The following is an 18,785-nucleotide window of genomic DNA, read 5'->3' as shown; positions in this document are numbered from 1 at the left end:
CATTATAAAAGATAATCTCTTGCTTCAAATAAAAGGCCTATTTCTTCGTCATAATAATCCAAATTAGTAAGACAATAAATGCCTGTCCCAAAGTCATCTACCACATTTTGTTTTATTAAATCGTCCAACTCATTTTTATATAAAGAGCAGGTATAATTCTGTAAGTTCCTCTCATTCACTGTTTGCTTATACTTTAAATCTGCTACCATCTGTCTACTTTTCTCATCTCTTGGAATTACTAGAGAAACTGTTCTACTATCAATCAATTCAAAATTCTCTGCATATTTCTTAAATGGAATATATCTAAAATTATCACAAATACAATGCATCGTATTTTGAGATATACTATCTTCCTTAAGCGAAAAAATTCTTTCATAATACTCTTCTATACAGGCCGAATCAGAAATATCATCATATTTTTTTAATAAATCTCTTGTTATATCCATTTCTACTGATATCGCCTTCTTTTTTGAATCAAGCAGTTCAAACACAAACACATCTGCTTTTTCCCTTTTTCCCTCTCTATTGCATCGTCCTCCTGCCTGTAAAATATTATCCAGTCCTTTTAATTCCCTGAAAACTGTGTACACATCCAAATCTACACCAGCTTCTATTAACGATGTAGAAACAATAGTAATCTGTCTCTCTTCCGGTACATTTTTAAAATCTGGGAATTCTTTTTCCAAGCACTTTAATTCTTTTCTAATATTCTTTAATATGATTGCCCTGTCTAACGCTGTCATATATGTAGATAAATGATACTTTTTCCCTGAAATCTTCTTATATAGTTTCCTTGCTGCTTTTCTTGTATTCACGATGATTAATGAGGATGGACTTAATGAACTCTTGGCAAGCAATTCATTTTCTCCTATCTCTCCTAAATAATTATAATTACATTTTTGAAACTTTTTAAATAATGACTTATCTTCAATTAAGTTTATAATTTTACTGTCTGTCACTGCATATTTTCTTATCAAGCTTAAATAATCCGGCATTGTTGCTGTTAGAAAAACCGCTTCACTTTGCAAATATTTGGTAATATACGCAACTGCCTGCAGACATGGCTGTAAATATTTCTCCGGCATCATATGTGCTTCATCAAATATTAAAATACTATCAGCCATATTATGTATCTTGCGTAACTTTCCACGCTTGTTTGAATAAATTGACTCAAAAAATTGTACCGTTGTAGTAATAATAAACTTCGTATTCCCCCAGTTTTCTATTGCTATCTTAGCCGCTTCTTTATAATCTTCATCCATTTCATCTATATTTTCATAATCAAATGTAGATTGATGCCTTAATATCTCTAAATTATTTTGAAACAGCTCATTAAAAACTTCTGCAGTCTGATCAATGATACTATTATAAGGTATTACATAAATGATTCTTTTTTTCTTTTGTAAAATCACTCGTTCTAACGCAATCTTAACACTCGCCAAGGTTTTTCCACTTCCCGTTGGCATATTCAATAGATAAATTTCCGCAGTTGTTTTTGCATTTTCAAATGCCTGGCTTTGTAACAATGCCCTGGCTTTTTGAAGCTCTGTTTCAACCTGAAAACTTTCTAATCTTTGATTTACATTATCTAACGCTACTCCAAAATCCCCTTTTAATTCTCTTGGTCTTTCACCAACTCTACAAAAATTCGCCGTATCTTCTGAATCCGCATCCACAAGACATGAAAATAAATATCTTGTCAAAAACGCAATCTTATCTAGTACTTTCTCTTCACTATTGTCACAATCTGATAACAGAAATTGCAGAAAATCTTTCTCATCTAGTTCCGGTATTTCTAATTCTTCTTTATATCTAGAAAAATCTTCAAATTCCCTTTTTAATCTTCCAGTTAATGTCGGATCCGTCTCATAATCATTTGTAGTTCCACCATCTGGTATTCCTGAATGATGCCCGGCTATACAATATTCCATCATTCTTGACAAAATCCCTAATGGATATCTGGATTTATTCTCCGACATATCTTTTACAATAATTGCTCCACAAGTTGAATGTTCTACCCGTATATCACTTCCTGATATTCTTTTTTGAAAAGATTCCTGATACTTCCCACAGTCGTGTAATAACCCTGTTACATATGCTATCTTCTTAAATCTTTCAACAGCATATTCTTCTGCTAACATCGCAACATTTTCACTATGTTCCTTTACTGTTTGTTCTGTTTTTAATTCTTCATTAATATGCGCAATATACTTTTTCTCCATATAATACCCTCTCAAAAGCAATATTGTATTTATTTTTGTACATTCATGATAGCACACTTATTTTTTTCTTTCAACTTTTTCTTTATTTAATTAAATATTACATATAATCTTAATAAAAAAGTTTCTTACATTTTTTCTGCAAGAAACTTTTTTCTAAAATAATATTTAATTAAATAATTTCTACTCACATACTTATATGGCATGACTTCCATTTATAAATACATTTTTTATAAATTACATCCTTTACTCTATACTAACAAACTGGAAAATCCAATCCCAAAATTATATACTCTACTTTTCCTTCTCCCGATGCATCGCCGAAACTACCGCTGCCAAATGAAGCAGTACTCCATCAGCAAGTGCAGATTCTTCGATTTCAAACTTCGGATGATGATTCGGATAACACTTTCTTCCCGGTGTGCCACAGCCTGCGAAAGCAAATACGCCCGGAACTTCTTTCTGGTACCAGGAGAAGTCTTCTCCAAGCATCAATGGTGCGATATGGACCAGCTTTCTATTCTCTAATAGCTGCTCCGCTTCGTCTGCGATCCGGCGGGAAAGTGCTTCGTCGTTAAGTACCGGTGGATGGGAACCCTGCTCATAAGCAATCTTTACATTCCCACCGTAGCTGTCAGCGACTGCTTCCGCTCTTCTTCGGATGGCATCCTGTAGATGCTGTGCTACTATTTCAGAATAACTTCGACAAGTCCCTTCTAATACTGCCTTTCCTGAAATGATATTATACTGTGTTCCTGATTTTAAGGAACCGACTGTGACAACCGCTCCTTCGATCGGGTCTAATTCTCTTGCTACAATTGTCTGTATATTCATCACAAAATCCGCTGCCATAACCGTAGCATCCACACATTGATGTGGTTTTGCTGCATGGCCGCCTTTGCCGATAAAAGTAATAGAAAAACGGTCTGTCTGTGCCATTCTTGCTCCCGGTTCTATCGAAATCTCGCCGGCCTTTATATCTGAAAACAGATGCAGGCCAAATATCTCATCAACATCTTCTAAGATTCCCTGTGAAATAATATGTTTTGCACCTTTTGTATTCTCTTCAGATGGCTGAAAAATCAGCTTGACACGTACTGTAAGTTCTGATTCCATCTCTTTTAATATGGAGGCTGCCCCTAAAAGCCCTGCAATATGTCCATCGTGTCCACAGGCATGCATCTTTCCCGGATGTTTTGACTGAAATGGCAGATCCGTATCTTCTGAAACTCTCAGACCATCAATATCCGCTCTAAGTGCTACTGTATAGGCATCATGTGGTCCAATATATGCGGTTACTCCTGTTGGATCCAAACGAAGTGGATGAATTCCCATCGCAGTAAGCTTCTCACAGATTAATTCTGTTGTTTTTTCTTCCTCAAAACCCAATTCCGGTATCTGATGGAATTCATGATACCAGGAAATGAACTCTTCTCTCTTCCCGGATACTTTCTCTAATAATTCTTCCCGTATCATAATTGCCTCCTTTTTATATGCTCTTACTCTATCCACGAATCAAACGAACAATGAACACGATTGCAATAATTACAACTGCGACTGGTAACAATGCTCGAAGCAAGAATAACACAACAAAAAATATAAGTGCTGATATAATGATTGTCATGATCATTCTTCCAGCATTCTGCAGCGTTCCGCTTCCCCGCTGTCCGCTGCTTTCAATATCGCCTCTTTCAGAATCATACGAACTTCCATAATTACTGTACGAGCCTTCCCTGTAATCGCTATCTTCATAACCTGAATTACCGGAAGCGGCCCCCTCATTCCCATGAGCATCAATAATAGAACGTGCGATAAGACGTGGACTTCCTAACTCCCGGATCACATCCTCCTCACTTTTTCCATTACGGATCTCGTCCTCAAAATACTGCCTGTAATATGTTAAAGAATCGGACAATTCATACGCAGATACCTCTCCTTGCAGAGACTGTTCTAATTCCATCATAAACTGTTCTTTTGTCATTCTTTTCTACCTTTCTTTTGCTTTCGATACTTTTGTTCTTTTTCATAAATACTTTGTTCAAGAATACCAAGGCATTCTTACTGCGAGGTGTGTGTCATATAATGCATGACCTATTCTTCTTTAACTTTAAAACATCCTTCTTAAAATATCCAGACTAATTTTCTTCTTCGAATTTATCCATATTTTCGGTTTTTCCAATTACTACAATAATATCATTATGTTTAAAGCGATAATCCGGCATAATTTCAATATTCGTTTCCGAATTATTTTCTAAAGCGATAATATTTAATTGATACTTTCGACGGATTTCTGATTCCTGCACACTTTTTCCGATCAGATTTTTCCCAACTGGAATCTGACGGATTTCTATATTGTTACTTAAAGAAACAAAATCAAGGAAATTATCCGATATTAATTTTTTCCCAAGGCGAAGTGCCATATCACGTTCCGGATAGACTACCTCTGCTCCAAGCTTCTTTAATACTGCTCCCTGCTCTTCACTTGTCGCTTTGGCAATAACATGCGGCACTCCAAGTTCTAGTGCAGACATTGTTGTTAAAATACTGACATCGACTTTTTCTCCAATACAGATAATTGCAACATCGCAGTTCTGGATTCCTATTTCCCTTAACGCATCAATTCCCAGATTCTCTGCTACAAACGCATAATCTGTATAACGACGGATATTTTTAATTTTTTCTTCACTTCTATCAACTGCGATTACTTCTTTTCCTGCCTGTGAAAGGGCGATAGCAAGTGCTGTTCCAAAACGTCCAAGTCCAATCACTCCATAAGCTGTTCCACGCTTCTTTTTCATCTTTATATCCTTTCTTCTATCCAATCGAAATCATTTCTTCAGAATATCTTGCATTCGGTGTAGTATCTTTACTCCATACAGAAAGAAGTGTAAATGCACCAACACGTCCCGTAAACATTAACAGAATAAGAAGTATTCTTGCAGCTATGCCAAGTTCCGGAGTAATTCCTGTAGAAAGTCCTGCGGTACTGAATGCAGATGTCACTTCAAATATAAGCTGTATAAAATCATATTCCGGCTCAAATACACATATCAAAAATGTAGCAGTGCATAAAATGCCGACATATAATACTGTAATCATAAATGCCTTTGAAATATTCTCATCAGATATGCTGCGCCGGAAAGCATGTGCAGACTTTTTCCTTCCCAAACATTTTAAAGCCTGTATCATCGCAAAAATGGTCGTTGTCTTTGCACCACCTCCCGTTGAACCCGGAGAGGCACCGATGAACATAAGAATACACATTGCAAATAAACCTGCTTTTGAAAAATTTCCAATATCATACGTAGAAAATCCTGCTGTTCTCGTTGTCATACTCTGAAAAAATGCACCCATCCATGTGATATTTTTTTCTGTTGCCTTTAAAATAAACATACCTCCAAGCAGAAGTACTGCTGTCATAGAAACAACAACCTTTGAATGCAGACAAAGTTTTTTAAAATGTTTTTGCTTCACAATATCTACAAGAACAAGAAATCCAAGACCGCCGGCAATTACTAAAATATCTGTTGTTATATTTAGTAAAATATTATCTTTGTAGGGAATCAGATTATGCATTCCTCCAAGATTATCAAAGCCAGCATTATTAAATGCAGCAATAGAATGAAAAATACTTATCCCTATTGCATGTAATGGCGAATAATCTTTCCTAAATACAATAAAACTGATAAGCGCTCCTACTGCCTCAAATCCAAGGGTAATCGCAAGAACGACCCGCACCAGACGCACCATTCCGCCATAGGTGTCAACATTTAATGCCTCTTTTACCATCAGACGGCTTTTAATGCTTACTCTTTTACCTGCTGCGATAATCAGTCCGACACCGACAGAAGCAATTCCCAGACCACCAATCTGTATCAACATAGTAATAACCATCTGCCCTATCGCAGTAAAGCTGTCTGCCGTATCTACTACTACAAGACCGGTAACGCAAACAGCGCTCGTTGAGGTAAACAATGCATTAAGAAAAGAAAGATGTACTCCTTTTTTCACAGAAAAAGGCATCATCAATAGTATTGCTCCCGTCAGGATTACTGCGCCAAAACCCAGTGCAATAATCCTGCTTGGACTTTGCTTTTTTAACAAATCAAATATCCGCTTCATTGCTTCCTCTTTTCTTAACTTTTCGCACAATTGCATAGTCCACCATATGATTCTCAATATTTTTTACATCTATCTTTAAATCATTCACTTCCAGAGAAAACTTCTCTCCTTCTGCCGGAACTCTCCCGATTGCATCCCACACAAAACCACTAAAAGTATCAAACACTTCCGGAAACTCTACACCAAGAGCCTCCGATACCTCGTCAAGCTGTGCACAGCCCTGAATCCGCCAGACATCTTCTTTGATTTTTTTAATATCTTCTGGTTTTGCCGGCATCTCTTCCTCTTCTAACTCACCAACTAAAGCTTCTACCAGATCATGAAGGGTTACAATTCCACTCATTCCTCCGTACTCATCAAGTACAACTGCAAAATAAATCCTAACCTTCTTCATATGTGCAAACAATATGTTGGCCTTCATATTCTCCGGCACAAAATACGGATCATCCACCGCATTCTTCATTACGTATTCCTTTGACTTATCTTCTGAACGAAAATAATCTTTCGTATCAAGAATTCCTACAACGTCTTCCTGATTTGAATCAATAATCGGAAAATGTGAAAAACGACATTCTCTGATCGTCTTCTCCCATTCCTGCGCATCGTCCTCAAGATTTAAACAAACCAGATCTCGTCGTCTTGTACTGACCTGCTCTGCTGTCGTATCATTGAACTCAAATACATTCTGGATCATTTTACTCTCTTCCTTCTGAATCGTACCCTGCTCCTTTCCTTCTGCAAGCATCATGCGGATTTCCTCTTCTGTAACTACTTCCTGTTCTTCTTCCGGATTAATACCGATCATCCGCAAAAAGATATTAGAAGAAATATGAAGTAATCCCGCAAGCGGTGCAAATAGTTTCGCAACAAGAAATAATATCCCTATCATTTTAAAGGCATCATCCTCGGACTTACTCATCGCTGCCCTTTTTGGCAATATCTCACCAAACAGCAGATTCACATACGTAAGAATAAGTGTAACTACGATAACCGACACCCCATAGATGACCTGTTCTGAAGCAATCATCTTTCCTGCAAAAACTTCCATCACTGCACTTTTTGCAAGCTCTGCAAAATACACTGCCACAAAAGCACCGCTTAGCAATCCTGCGAATGTTACAGCTGCCTGTATCGCCTCAAGAAACTTTGCCGGCTTCTCAAGGAGCAGAACAGCCTTCTCAGCCCGTCGGTCACCTTCTTCTGCCATCTGTTTTATCTTTGTTTCATTCATAGAAATAACCGAAATCTCTGCACTTGAAAAAATCGCATTCAATATGATCAATACAATCTGTAATACTATTATGCCAACCATTTTTTCTAAAAAAATCCTCCATGTATGTAGTATATACTCTCAGAGTCTTCCCTGCACTTACTTATATTAAAAAGATTTATAAGAAGATTCCAAGGGCACATTAGTAAAACCTATTATAGCACAAAACCCCTAAAAATAACATTTTGATTTGAATAAACGTGGGAATCAAAAAAAGTACAGCATCGCAGCTGTAATGTCATAGTAAATAAAATGTGTTTAAACATTCTCACACATGACAATCTTTACATATACGATACTGTACTTTTTAATTTCTTATATTAATCAAATATTAATCAAATATCAAGATGTTTGAGAATCAAAAGATATTGATTACATCATTCCCATTCCGCCTGCTGGCATTGCTGGAGCTGGGGTATCTTCTTTAATGTCTGCTACTACAGATTCTGTTGTCAGTAAAGTAGAAGCTACGCTTGTTGCGTTCTGTAATGCACTTCTTGTTACCTTTGCAGGATCAATGATTCCAGATTCAACCATATTTACATATGTTTCTGTTAATGCATCAAATCCCATTCCTACTTCGCTTTCTGCTACTTTGTTAATGATAACAGAACCTTCAAGACCTGCATTCGCTGCAATGTGATATAAAGGAGCTTCTAACGCTTTCAGCACGATTTCGGCACCTGTCTTTTCATCACCGGAAAGTTCTTTAGCCATTTCTTTCACTGCTTTTGCTGCATGGATGTAAGCAGATCCACCACCTGCGATGATACCTTCTTCTACTGCTGCTCTTGTTGCTGCTAAAGCATCTTCCAGACGGAGTTTTGCTTCTTTCATTTCTGTTTCTGTTGCGGCACCAACACGAATAACTGCAACACCACCAGATAATTTAGCTAATCTTTCCTGTAATTTTTCTTTATCAAACTCAGATGTTGTCTCTTCAATCTGAGACTTAATCTGACCTACTCTTGCTTTGATCGCATCTTTATCGCCAGCACCATCAACAATTACTGTATTCTCTTTTTCAACTTTAACAGATTTTGCACGACCAAGCATATCGATCGTTGCATCTTTCAGTTCAATACCAACTTCTTCAGAAACAACTGTACCACCTGTTAAGATAGCGATATCTTCAAGCATTGCTTTTCTTCTGTCACCATATCCAGGAGCTTTCACACCAACAACAGAGAATGTTCCTCTTAATTTGTTAACGATTAATGTTGTTAATGCTTCTCCTTCGATATCCTCAGCAATAATTAATAATTTAGAACCGCTCTGTACGATCTGCTCTAATAACGGAAGGATTTCCTGAATATTAGCAATCTTCTTATCTGTGATCAGAATATATGGATCATCTAATTCTGCAACCATTTTCTCCATGTCTGTTGCCATATAAGCTGAAATATATCCACGATCGAACTGCATACCTTCTACAAGGTCAAGCTCTGTTTTCATTGTCTTAGACTCTTCGATTGTAATAACGCCATCCTGAGAAACTTTCTCCATAGCGTCTGCTACTAACTGGCCAACTTCTTCATCAGCGGCAGAGATTGATGCAACTTTGGCAATCTGTTCTTTGCCTCCAACCTGCTCGCTCATCTTTTCGATAGCTTCTACTGCTGCATTTGTTGCTTTCTTCATACCTTTTCTTAAGATAATAGGATTTGCACCTGCTGCTAAGTTCTTCATGCCTGCATTGATCATTGCCTGTGCTAAAACAGTAGCTGTTGTAGTACCGTCACCTGCAACATCATTTGTCTTTGTTGCAACTTCTTTTACAATCTGCGCACCCATATTTTCAAATGCATCTTCTAATTCAATATCTTTTGCGATCGTAACACCATCATTTGTAATTAAAGGAGCACCAAAGCTCTTATCAAGAACTACGTTACGTCCTTTTGGTCCAAGTGTTACTCTTACAGTATCTGCTAACTGGTTTACGCCTGCTTCTAATGCTTTTCTGGCTTCTACGCCATATTTAATCTCTTTAGCCATAATAAAGATTCCTCCTGTTATATAAAATATATTAACCAAAAATTATGGATGATTATCTGATATAAATCAAAATAAATATATGTTACCTATTATTCTACGATTGCAAGAATATCACTCTGTTTTACAATGATATATTCTTCCTCTTCCATTTTAACATTCGTTCCTGCATATTTAGAATAAATTACTTTCTGTCCAACGGTTACTTCCATCTTAACATCATCTGTTCCAGGACCTACAGCTACTACTTCTGCTTCCTGTGGTTTTTCCTGTGCGGAGCTAGTAAGAATAATACCAGTCTTTGTTTTTGTTTCTGCCTCCAGCTGTTTTAATACAACTCTGTCTGCTAATGGTACTAACTTCATAATATAATGCCTCCTAATCAAAATTAATTGTAAATCTGTTATCTTTCTTATTTTTATGTTGTTAGCACTCATTACGTTTGAGTGCTAATCGCTAATACCTATAATATGTTTTTTCTTTTATAATTGCAAGTTTAAAAATTCTTTATTTCTTTGTAATTTGTTTTATATCTATATTTATCTCTCTTTTCCTCTTGTTTTCTGATTATATCTCTTTTTTTCTTTAGTTTTTCTCTTCCCAGTATGTTTCTTCTCAAGATTCTTCATTCGAAACCGCCCATTTTCATAAATACCGGTAATCTGCTTATATCCTCTTTTTGTTTTTATAATGTCTCCCACCTTAGCATCTGGAGGTAATTGATACTTTCCATACACTCTTCGAATTCTGTTTCGATTCTTTTTTCTCCCATATATCTTATGCGGAACACTATACATTCTTTCCATAGCCAAAGGAGACTCCTCTCCTTTTCTATCATATTCCTCTGCATTCACTGCTATGGAACACAATAGGATTCCTATAAGTACTCCAAATCCCAGTATTCTTATCTTCATCATTCTCCTCCTCAGCGCAATCAAGTCGTTCCATCATCGCAATGATCTCGATCATCTGTACCTTATTTTACTTTATATATAGACGCAGTTTTTATATAAAATGTTTCATTCTCTTGAAAAAAAAAGTGCACTATCTATATAGCACACTTTATCATTTCTTTTATTTAATTACAAACTGTTATCTTTCTTCGCTTTTTCTATTATAAATTCAAGAATGCCCCGGCATTCTTGCTGCGAGATGCGCGTCATCTCACATCTAATATAAAAAATCAGGAATTGTTCTTTATCGCTTTAATCTGTGAGAGCAGTTCCTGCTCATCCACATCCGTAATCGCATCATCACCCGTCAGCGCCGCAATAAAATGGCTGATCTTTCCATCGTAGGACTCTTTAAGAATCGCCCTTGCTTTATTCTGCTTAAACTGCGCCTTTGTTATCTTCATCTGATAACAGGTCTTTGTTCCTTCTTTTTCTTTCTTTAACAGTCCCTTTTCAATGAGACGGCTTAAAAAAGTATTCAATGTCTGTTTCTTCCAGTTTTTATCCAGATTCTCATTAAAATACTTCATCAATTCCCCAAAAGTATACTTATCTTCCATTTCCCAGAAATACTCCATTATCTCGTATTCTGTTTTACTCAAGTGACTACTCATATACTTCATCCTCCTGTGTACTTGCTTTGCATTTTATAATATATAGACTATACTATGGCTTAATGATTCTTGCAAGCACTTTCTATATTTCTTTCATTGACATTAGTTAGGGTTAAAAGGTATCTTGACATTTTTTTTAATATATTATACTGTACTCTCAGATTTTTTTGATTTTTATTTATAATAAACGAAAGGATTTTTTATGAAAAAAACAGGTCGTTACCATAATGATTACAGTCCAAGATATACAGAAGCATTTGATATTTACGAGAAGGCAAAAAATCATGTAAAAGCTCAAAAAAAGAAAGAAAGATTACGCTCTCTTTCGATTATTGAACAAGAACATGGCAACAGAAGCTGCGATGATAATTCCGTATCCGACAAAGCTCCACAAATCAGGAATCTGTCTAAGGAACAGAAAACCAAGGACTGTGGAGAAAATAATCTGTGAATAATCATAGATTGAAATCTCGCCTGCCGGTGCGCAGGTATATGCTGCAGTAATAGTAAACTGTCCTCCACTTGCAAATAATCCGGCAAGGAGCAGACAGCCAAACTGGGCAAGTGTCATTGGATGAAAGTCAAATATAAGATATGGCAATGTCACAATGCAGGAGAATGCGGAGAAAAAGAGAACGATAAACGGACCTTTCACACCGTTTGTTCCAAGGATTCGAACATACGTATATGCAATTCCTGCTCCCATCCCACCAAGAAGTCCAATAAAAGCCGGCAGTGCAGTTACTGAGGCAAAACCTGGTTTAATAACAAATAAACTTCCGATAAAAGCGATACATACACAACTTGCCGCAAATGGATGTATTTTTTCTTTTAGAAGCAGAAATGAAAACAAAATGGCAAAGAACGGAGATAGTTTATTTAAAATAGATGCATCTGCAAGCATCAGATGATCGATCGCATAGTAATTACATAAAATACCAAGCGTACCACAGATTGAACGCATCAACAGATTTTTAAGCTGTCCTTTTGGTATATGCACTGGTGTATGCGATTTTTTCAAAGCAATAAGCGCAAAAAATACTGCAACAAAATTACGGAAAAAGCTTTTCTCAATAGACGGCAGATCTCCGGCAAGCCGAACCATCATATTCATAAGTGCAAAGAAAAAAGCTGACGTAATAATCAAGATAATCCCTTTATTTTTCTGACTCATACAAATTCCTCTTTCTATAATTAATTATAGTTAAAAATTCTAGTTAAAACTTTTTAATGCCGAACTTGAAAGAAGAAGCATAATTCATTAAAGTATTGATTTTATAACTTTAATAAATCATGCTTCTTTTAAATATTAGCTGTAGCAGTTTCGTTCTACCTTTAGGCTGCAGGCATCTTACTCTGAAACAGCGGTAGTTCCTGTTGCTGCATCGGTAGAATCTGCAGGTGCTGTCTCTGTCACTGCCTGTGTTGTAGGATCTGTACGATAATGAACAGTTCCCGCATCAAGAGATTCTCCTCTTGCTTTATAGAGTTCAGGTACGGTTACTAACTGGAATCCCTGTGCGATCAAATCCGGAACAAATCGTTTTACTGCATCTACATTATATTCGTGGATGTCATGAAGAAGTACAACATCTCCATCCTGTGCTTTCATCACTTCATTATAGGTCGCATCTGCATTCTTTGTTTTCCAGTCCTCTGTATCAAGAGACCAGTTCATACAGCAAAGATTATATCCACCTACTGCAGATAATACTGTTTTGTTTACTGCTCCATAAGGAGGACGCATTAAGGTTGGCTTCACACCAATGGCATCTTCAATCGCGTTAACAGACTTGCTGATCTCACTGTCAAGTGTAGATGCGTCAAGACTTGTGAGAACTTTATGGCTGTACGTATGTGTTCCAACTTCCATACCAAGATTATGTTCTCTCTGTACAGTTTCCGGATAATACCCCGCATTCTGTCCTAAACAGAAGAAAGTTGCCTTTGCATAGTTTTCTTCCAAAGTATCAAGCATTGGGGTTGTTGTATCTGGGTTAGGACCATCATCAAAAGTAATCGCTACCATTGGTTTACTTGGGTCGATTGCCGGATAAATTCTAAGATCAAAAGATGCGCTTAACTTCGAACCATCTGTTGCTGTAGCAGTTACCTTCACTGTATTCTTACCTGCATTCTTGCCTGGTTTTAACACGCCATCTTTTGTAACTGTTACCATTCCATCTTTATCACAAGTCCACTTCAGCTTTGTATTTGTCGCATTCGATGGCTCATGCGTAATCTTTAACTGCATTGTCTCGCCAACACGAATCGTTGTTGCCGGTGCACTAACCTTTAAGTCTGTCATCGGTACACTATTATCCGCTTTTTCAGTTGATGCTTCTGTTGCTTTTCCTGAATCCATTCCTTTATTCCCTGCTTTATTATCTGCTGAACCAGGAGAAAAAAGATTCCTTATAATAGCAAAAATACCACATAATAATATCACAACAACTACGATTGCTGCGATCATCTTAACGGCACCTGATTTCTTTTTTCTTTTCATGACTGCCTCCTGTAAAATGTCTACTTTCATGTACTCTTAAAAATCTGTTACATCTATTCAAAAATATCTCTCAAAAATGTCTCACATTCTTGCTGCGAGATACGCGCCACCTGCAGAGTGAACGTCATCTCTCATGTGACATAAAATATAAAAGGCGAAAACCAAAGTATGATTTCCGCCTGCTTTTAACTTATTGCATAGTTTCAAAATGTCATAAAGATATTCTGAAATGAACAAAAATTATACTCTGGATAAGTATTCTCCTGTTCTGGTATCAATCTTTAACTTATCGCCAAGATTTACAAATAAAGGTACGTATACAACTGCTCCTGTCTCAACTGTACAAGGCTTTGTTGCTCCTGTTGCTGTATTACCTTTCTCACCTGGTTCACATTCTGTTACTTCTAACTCTGCAAACATTGGTGGTTCAACAGCAAAGATATCTCCGTTATGAGAAATCATCTTAACCATATCATTCTCACGAACAAACTTAAGAGAGTCACCAATCATATCTTCATTCAATGCGATCTGATCGAATGTCTCTACATCCATGAAGTAATATAAGTCACCATCTGTGTATAAATACTGCATATCTGTACGCTCGATATGTGCTGGTGGGAACTTCTCTGTTGGACGGAATGTCTTCTCAACAACACCACCGTTCTTAATATTCTTCATCTTCGTTCTTACGAAAGCTGCACCCTTTCCTGGTTTTACATGCTGGAAATCTACGATCTGAAATACATTTCCCTCAAGTTCGATAGTTAAGCCATTTTTAAAATCGCCTGCAGAAATCATATCTGAAAATCCTCCTTAATCACTAGTAAATCATTCATTAATCTATTCTATAATAAATACCTCTATTTTTCAACACTTTTTTTCCTTATGCTTCGGAAATAGAAAAACAGAACGATTCTTTCCAAATATCGTTTGAGAACAATCTGAATCTCTTCTTTTGGATGAATCGGCTTAACCATGATCGTGTAAAGACCGGCTCTCTTTGCCCCTAATACGTCTGTAAAAATCTGATCTCCTATAAACAGGGTATTTTCTTTTGTTGTTTTCATTTTACGGATTCCTTCTTCATATCCCCCCGGCAGAGGTTTTCCTGCTTTAAAAATATAATCAGAATCTACTTTATCGCAAAAACTTTTTACTCTCGGTTCTTTATTATTCGATATAAGACAGGTTGTAAAACCTATCTGTTTTAATTCTTTAAACAAAGCAATCGCCCGCTCATCCGCAGGAGCTCCATGAGGAACTAAAGTGTTGTCGATGTCGAACAATATTCCTCTGTATCCGTCCTTATATAACTTTTTAAAATCAATTGCATAAGTAGAATCCATATACTCATCCGGGTATAACATGTGCCGCATATATTTTCCTTTCTCATTCTTCGCATTTTCGTAAGTTACATATATTCTTCATAACTGTTTCTAAGCTTTTCTAACGCTTTTTTCTCAATACGGCTTACATACGATCTGGAAATCCCCATCATTGCCGCTACTTCTTTTTGCGTGTGTGGTCTATTTCCACATAATCCATATCGTTTCAAAATAATCGTCCGTTCCCTGCTGTCTTCTAACAAAAAGACTTCCTGCTCAAGATGACTGAGATAATATTTGTGAAGATACTGATCCACCAGCGCCGCCTCATCCGTAGAAATAATATCAAGAAGACTGATGTGGTTTCCTTCCTGATCGGTACCAATTGGTTCATATAAAGATACTTCTCTTAGAATCTTCTTTTCCTGACGAAGCATCATCAAAAGTTCATTCTCTATACATCTGGCAGCGTAGGTTACCAGCCTTCCACCCTTATCCAGATCAAATGTATTTACTGCTTTGATCAATCCGATCGTGCCGATGGAAATCAGATCATCCAGGTCTCGGTCTGGTGAGTTATATTTCTTTACAATATGGGCAACCAGCCTGAGATTATGCTCAATCAATTTCTCTTTCGCCTTCTCATCTCCGTTACGGTACATTTTAAGATAATATCTTTCTTCTTCCATCTTTAATGGCTTCTTAAATGACCGCATACAACGCTCCGAAACCCGTTTTCCTTACATTATATGCATGACAGGATGGACACTGTTCCTACTCTTTTCTTCGAAGCAGATACCCCTTCTCTAATGCTTCCCCAAAGTTGATCCAGATTTCCTGTTTTGGATGTGGTGCAGATTCTACTGCATGACGATCTTCATCTTCCATACCAAGTACTTTGAGATCTCTGTTACTTCCGTCTGGAATCATCACTTCAATTGTTTCTCCTACTGAGAATTTATTTCTCTGGTAAATCTTGCACCAGCCATTCTCATCAACATCCTGCACGATTCCGATATACGTATACTCCTTAATATAAGTATTTGCATCATAGATCTGGGAATTCTCGTCTGTTTTTCCATAATAAAATCCTGTAGTAAACTGACGATACGTGCATTTTGCGATTTCTTTACGGTAATAATCCAAATTCTTTTCAAATAATTCTGGAGAAGTCTTATAATCGTCGATCGCTCTTCGATACGTTCTGGTAACAGCTGCCACATAAAGTGCTGTCTTCATACGTCCTTCAATCTTCAGACTATCCACTCCAGCCTCAAGCAGATCCGGAATGTGTTCGATCATACAAAGATCTTTTGAATTAAAAATATAAGTGCCTCTTTCATTCTCTTCCACAGGAAGATATTCGCCCGGACGGCTTTCTTCCATAACATAATATTTCCAGCGGCATGGATGTGTGCATGCTCCCATGTTTGCATTTCTTCCGGTAAAATAGTTACTAAGCAGACATCTTCCAGAATGAGAAATACACATTGCTCCATGAACAAAGGCTTCGATTTCCATATTTTCCGGAATATTAGCACGAATCTCTGAAAGCTCTTTTAACGATAACTCGCGGGCTGCCACAACACGACTTGCTCCCTGTGCATACCAGAAATTATATGTTGCATAGTTTGTACTATTTGCCTGTGTACTGATATGTCTTTCAATATCCGGACATTCTTCTTTTGCTATCATAAACACGCCCGGGTCAGAAATGATCAGCGCATCCGGTCCAATTTCCTTTAATTCTCTAAAATACTCTCGTATTCCTTCTAAATCTTCATTATGTGCCACAATATTAGCTGTAACGTATACTTTTACTCCATTTTCATGAGCAAACTTTATACCTGCTTCCATATCTTCTCTTGAGAAGTTACGGGCTTTTGCACGAAGACCGTACATTTCTCCACCAATATATACTGCATCCGCGCCGTAAAGTACTGCTGTCTTTAATACTTCTAAACTACTTGCCGGTATAAGTAATTCTGTATTTCTCATTATATCCCTTTCTTTCTGTTTTGCTTATAGACGATCATTATGGTATCGCCTGTATTATCATTTTTATTAATTATTTTTATTTTAATTTTAATCTTCTTTTTTAACACTGATTGCCATGCCATCTCCGGTTTCAAGAATAACGGTATCGATTGCTTCATCATGGGTCAGTGCATATAAATACTCTCTCATTCGATTATGAATCGTGTGATTCCGTCGTTTAATGCCATAGCGGGACTCAAAAATGTCTCCGTCCTGAAGCACGTTATCTGACACTAAGATTCCTCCCGGAGCTAAAAGTCTCATCACTTCCGGCATAAAATGAATGTATTGTCCCTTTGCCGCATCCATGAAAATAAAGTCCCAGCTTCCGGACAATCCTTTTAAAACTTCTGCCGCATCTCCTGCAATTAACGTAATCTTATCTTCCATGCCTGCAAGGGCGATGTTTGCCTTCGCCCGTTCAATACGCGGCGGATAATTCTCTATTGTTGTTATGTGTGTATTTTTTCCGGTATTTTCACCCATAAAAACCGAAGAAAATCCTATGGCAGCACCTACCTCAAGAATTCTCTCCGGTTTTTTAATTTGCAGTAGTATTCGAAGAAGCTCGCCTGTCTCTTTACGGATAATCGGCACATCATCCCTGACTGCCTCTTTCTCAATCATATGCAAAGCCTCAGACCCTCTGTCTACTCCAAAGGAACGAATGAAATCCAGAACTCTCTCTTCTGTGATCACTGTAGCTTTTCCTCCTCATGGGTTAACTGTTTTAATATATCTGACGGCTTCGTGGAAGAAGAAACCCGATATTCTCCCGGACGGATATTCTCATATCCGTTCATACATCGAAGAGATATGGCAAACAGATATGCATTATCTACGATCCCCTGTTCTGCCAGATCCTTAGAGATATCCAGAAGGGATTCCTTCTCCTCCACAACCAGTACAGTCTCTCTTGCTTCCTGTGGCTTGTTCTTTGCCTTGTCTTCAAAAATAGCACGACCAAACCCACTCATTCGCACAAAGAGCAGAACAAAAAGAAGCAGAATAAAAATATATGCTAATGTCTTTATAATGATGTGCATTACTCTTTCCAACATGATTCCTACTCCTTATCCTTACTCCTTTTATTCTTAATATATCTCAGAATTCAAGAATGCCTCGGCATTCTTGCTGCGAGATGCGCGTCATGCAAAGCATGACATATTTCTTTTGCGCATCTCTGCAATCCTGCCGGAGGCTATATCAGATGGGGGATTGACTCCCACCACTGATACTAATTTGCTCCTCGCCACCTGAAGATGTGGGAGTCATCTCACATCTGATATATCCCAGAATCCTATGTGCCTGACTTTATAAAGCGCATAAGTATCTGCCAGTATTTATCTGTCTTTTATTAAACTTCATCCATATAGGACAGATCCAGCTTGATATCCTCTGCGATACCATCATATACTATTCGCATCAGCTTGCACATCCGCTGTTCTGCGGAAAGGAAATCTACCACCACTGGTTCTGTCAGCACATCTTTATATTCCGAATGAAGCGACTCCATTCTTTCAAAGTACTGTTCCTGTTCTCTTTCCAGCTGTAAATGCAGGCTTTTTCCACGAAATTCTTTAAACTTATGATACAGCTCCTCCTGTGCTTTCAGAACTGCCAGATCCTTTTGATAACACTTGTAATCTTCTGTATGGCAGATCATATTCGTCAGCTGCTTCGTACTCTGACAAATATCTTCTGTATCAGGAAAGAACGGTATTGATAACTTTCCTTCATTCATCAT

The 18,785-nt window shown here is 37.4% G+C and carries 19 protein-coding genes; all 19 read right to left on the bottom strand.

Annotation, left to right across the window (positions count from 1 at the left end):
• Positions 1 to 2: 2 nt before the first annotated feature.
• The 19 genes from cas3 to FYJ25_RS03685 all read right to left on the bottom strand — a co-directional run bounded on the left by cas3 (position 3) and on the right by FYJ25_RS03685 (position 18,785).
• Entirely contained in the window at positions 3 to 2,222 is a 2,220-nt protein-coding gene (gene cas3, locus FYJ25_RS03775; RefSeq protein ID WP_154580573.1) for a CRISPR-associated helicase Cas3', read from the bottom strand.
• 291 nt (positions 2,223 to 2,513) lie between these two features.
• A complete protein-coding gene (locus tag FYJ25_RS03770) occupies positions 2,514 to 3,695 on the bottom strand; it encodes a M20 metallopeptidase family protein (protein WP_154580572.1) in 1,182 nt (393 codons plus the stop codon).
• Positions 3,696 to 3,723: 28 nt separating this feature from the next.
• The gene (locus FYJ25_RS03765) at positions 3,724 to 4,200 is read right to left on the bottom strand and encodes a DUF1700 domain-containing protein (RefSeq protein WP_147607412.1); all 477 of its coding nucleotides are present in this window, start codon (positions 4,198 to 4,200) and stop codon (positions 3,724 to 3,726) included.
• A gap of 154 nt (positions 4,201 to 4,354) precedes the next feature.
• Positions 4,355 to 5,017, bottom strand: a complete 663-nt coding sequence (locus FYJ25_RS03760) for a potassium channel family protein (RefSeq protein ID WP_021907680.1) — start codon at positions 5,015 to 5,017, stop codon at positions 4,355 to 4,357.
• A 16-nt stretch (positions 5,018 to 5,033) separates the two neighbouring features.
• Entirely contained in the window at positions 5,034 to 6,341 is a 1,308-nt protein-coding gene (locus FYJ25_RS03755) for a TrkH family potassium uptake protein (protein WP_154580571.1), read from the bottom strand.
• Entirely contained in the window at positions 6,325 to 7,653 is a 1,329-nt protein-coding gene (locus FYJ25_RS03750; protein ID WP_154580570.1) for a hemolysin family protein, read from the bottom strand. The genes FYJ25_RS03755 and FYJ25_RS03750 overlap by 17 nt, the downstream gene beginning before the upstream one ends.
• 330 nt (positions 7,654 to 7,983) lie before the next feature.
• Positions 7,984 to 9,606, bottom strand: a complete 1,623-nt coding sequence (gene groL / locus FYJ25_RS03745) for a chaperonin GroEL (protein WP_154580569.1) — start codon at positions 9,604 to 9,606, stop codon at positions 7,984 to 7,986.
• Between the two features lie 89 nt (positions 9,607 to 9,695).
• Positions 9,696 to 9,968: a co-chaperone GroES gene (locus FYJ25_RS03740; RefSeq protein WP_021907677.1), complete on the bottom strand. Its 273-nt coding sequence runs from the start codon at positions 9,966 to 9,968 to the stop codon at positions 9,696 to 9,698.
• Between the two features lie 174 nt (positions 9,969 to 10,142).
• Positions 10,143 to 10,520: a hypothetical protein gene (locus FYJ25_RS03735; RefSeq protein WP_154580568.1), complete on the bottom strand. Its 378-nt coding sequence runs from the start codon at positions 10,518 to 10,520 to the stop codon at positions 10,143 to 10,145.
• Positions 10,521 to 10,786: 266 nt separating this feature from the next.
• On the bottom strand, positions 10,787 to 11,170 hold the full coding sequence (locus tag FYJ25_RS03730; RefSeq protein ID WP_167513768.1) for a BlaI/MecI/CopY family transcriptional regulator: 384 nt from the start codon (positions 11,168 to 11,170) through the stop codon (positions 10,787 to 10,789).
• A gap of 313 nt (positions 11,171 to 11,483) precedes the next feature.
• On the bottom strand, positions 11,484 to 12,344 hold the full coding sequence (locus FYJ25_RS03725; protein ID WP_021907675.1) for a DMT family transporter: 861 nt from the start codon (positions 12,342 to 12,344) through the stop codon (positions 11,484 to 11,486).
• A 177-nt stretch (positions 12,345 to 12,521) separates the two neighbouring features.
• A complete protein-coding gene (locus FYJ25_RS03720) occupies positions 12,522 to 13,676 on the bottom strand; it encodes a polysaccharide deacetylase family protein (RefSeq protein ID WP_167513767.1) in 1,155 nt (384 codons plus the stop codon).
• Between the two features lie 240 nt (positions 13,677 to 13,916).
• Entirely contained in the window at positions 13,917 to 14,474 is a 558-nt protein-coding gene (gene efp, locus FYJ25_RS03715; RefSeq protein ID WP_021907673.1) for an elongation factor P, read from the bottom strand.
• Positions 14,475 to 14,536: 62 nt separating this feature from the next.
• On the bottom strand, positions 14,537 to 15,052 hold the full coding sequence (locus tag FYJ25_RS03710; RefSeq protein WP_154580565.1) for a YqeG family HAD IIIA-type phosphatase: 516 nt from the start codon (positions 15,050 to 15,052) through the stop codon (positions 14,537 to 14,539).
• 35 nt (positions 15,053 to 15,087) lie between these two features.
• Positions 15,088 to 15,717, bottom strand: a complete 630-nt coding sequence (gene sigK / locus FYJ25_RS03705) for an RNA polymerase sporulation sigma factor SigK (RefSeq protein ID WP_154580564.1) — start codon at positions 15,715 to 15,717, stop codon at positions 15,088 to 15,090.
• A 58-nt stretch (positions 15,718 to 15,775) separates the two neighbouring features.
• Positions 15,776 to 16,999 carry a peptidase U32 family protein gene (locus tag FYJ25_RS03700; RefSeq protein ID WP_154580563.1) on the bottom strand — a complete coding sequence of 408 codons (1,224 nt, stop codon included), beginning with the start codon at positions 16,997 to 16,999 and terminating at the stop codon, positions 15,776 to 15,778.
• 87 nt (positions 17,000 to 17,086) lie between these two features.
• Complete coding sequence (locus FYJ25_RS03695) at positions 17,087 to 17,737, bottom strand: O-methyltransferase (RefSeq protein WP_021907669.1); 651 nt, start codon at positions 17,735 to 17,737, stop codon at positions 17,087 to 17,089.
• Complete coding sequence (locus tag FYJ25_RS03690) at positions 17,734 to 18,099, bottom strand: endolytic transglycosylase MltG (protein ID WP_096240568.1); 366 nt, start codon at positions 18,097 to 18,099, stop codon at positions 17,734 to 17,736. Before FYJ25_RS03690 ends, FYJ25_RS03695 begins: the two co-directional genes overlap by 4 nt.
• A gap of 296 nt (positions 18,100 to 18,395) precedes the next feature.
• Positions 18,396 to 18,785, bottom strand: a complete 390-nt coding sequence (locus tag FYJ25_RS03685) for a YlbF/YmcA family competence regulator (protein WP_096240570.1) — start codon at positions 18,783 to 18,785, stop codon at positions 18,396 to 18,398.

Source organism: Anaerobutyricum soehngenii, from assembly GCF_009697165.1.
In the GTDB taxonomy this organism is placed as follows: domain Bacteria; phylum Bacillota; class Clostridia; order Lachnospirales; family Lachnospiraceae; genus Anaerobutyricum; species Anaerobutyricum soehngenii.
This window is presented reverse-complemented; position numbering and strand designations above follow the sequence as displayed.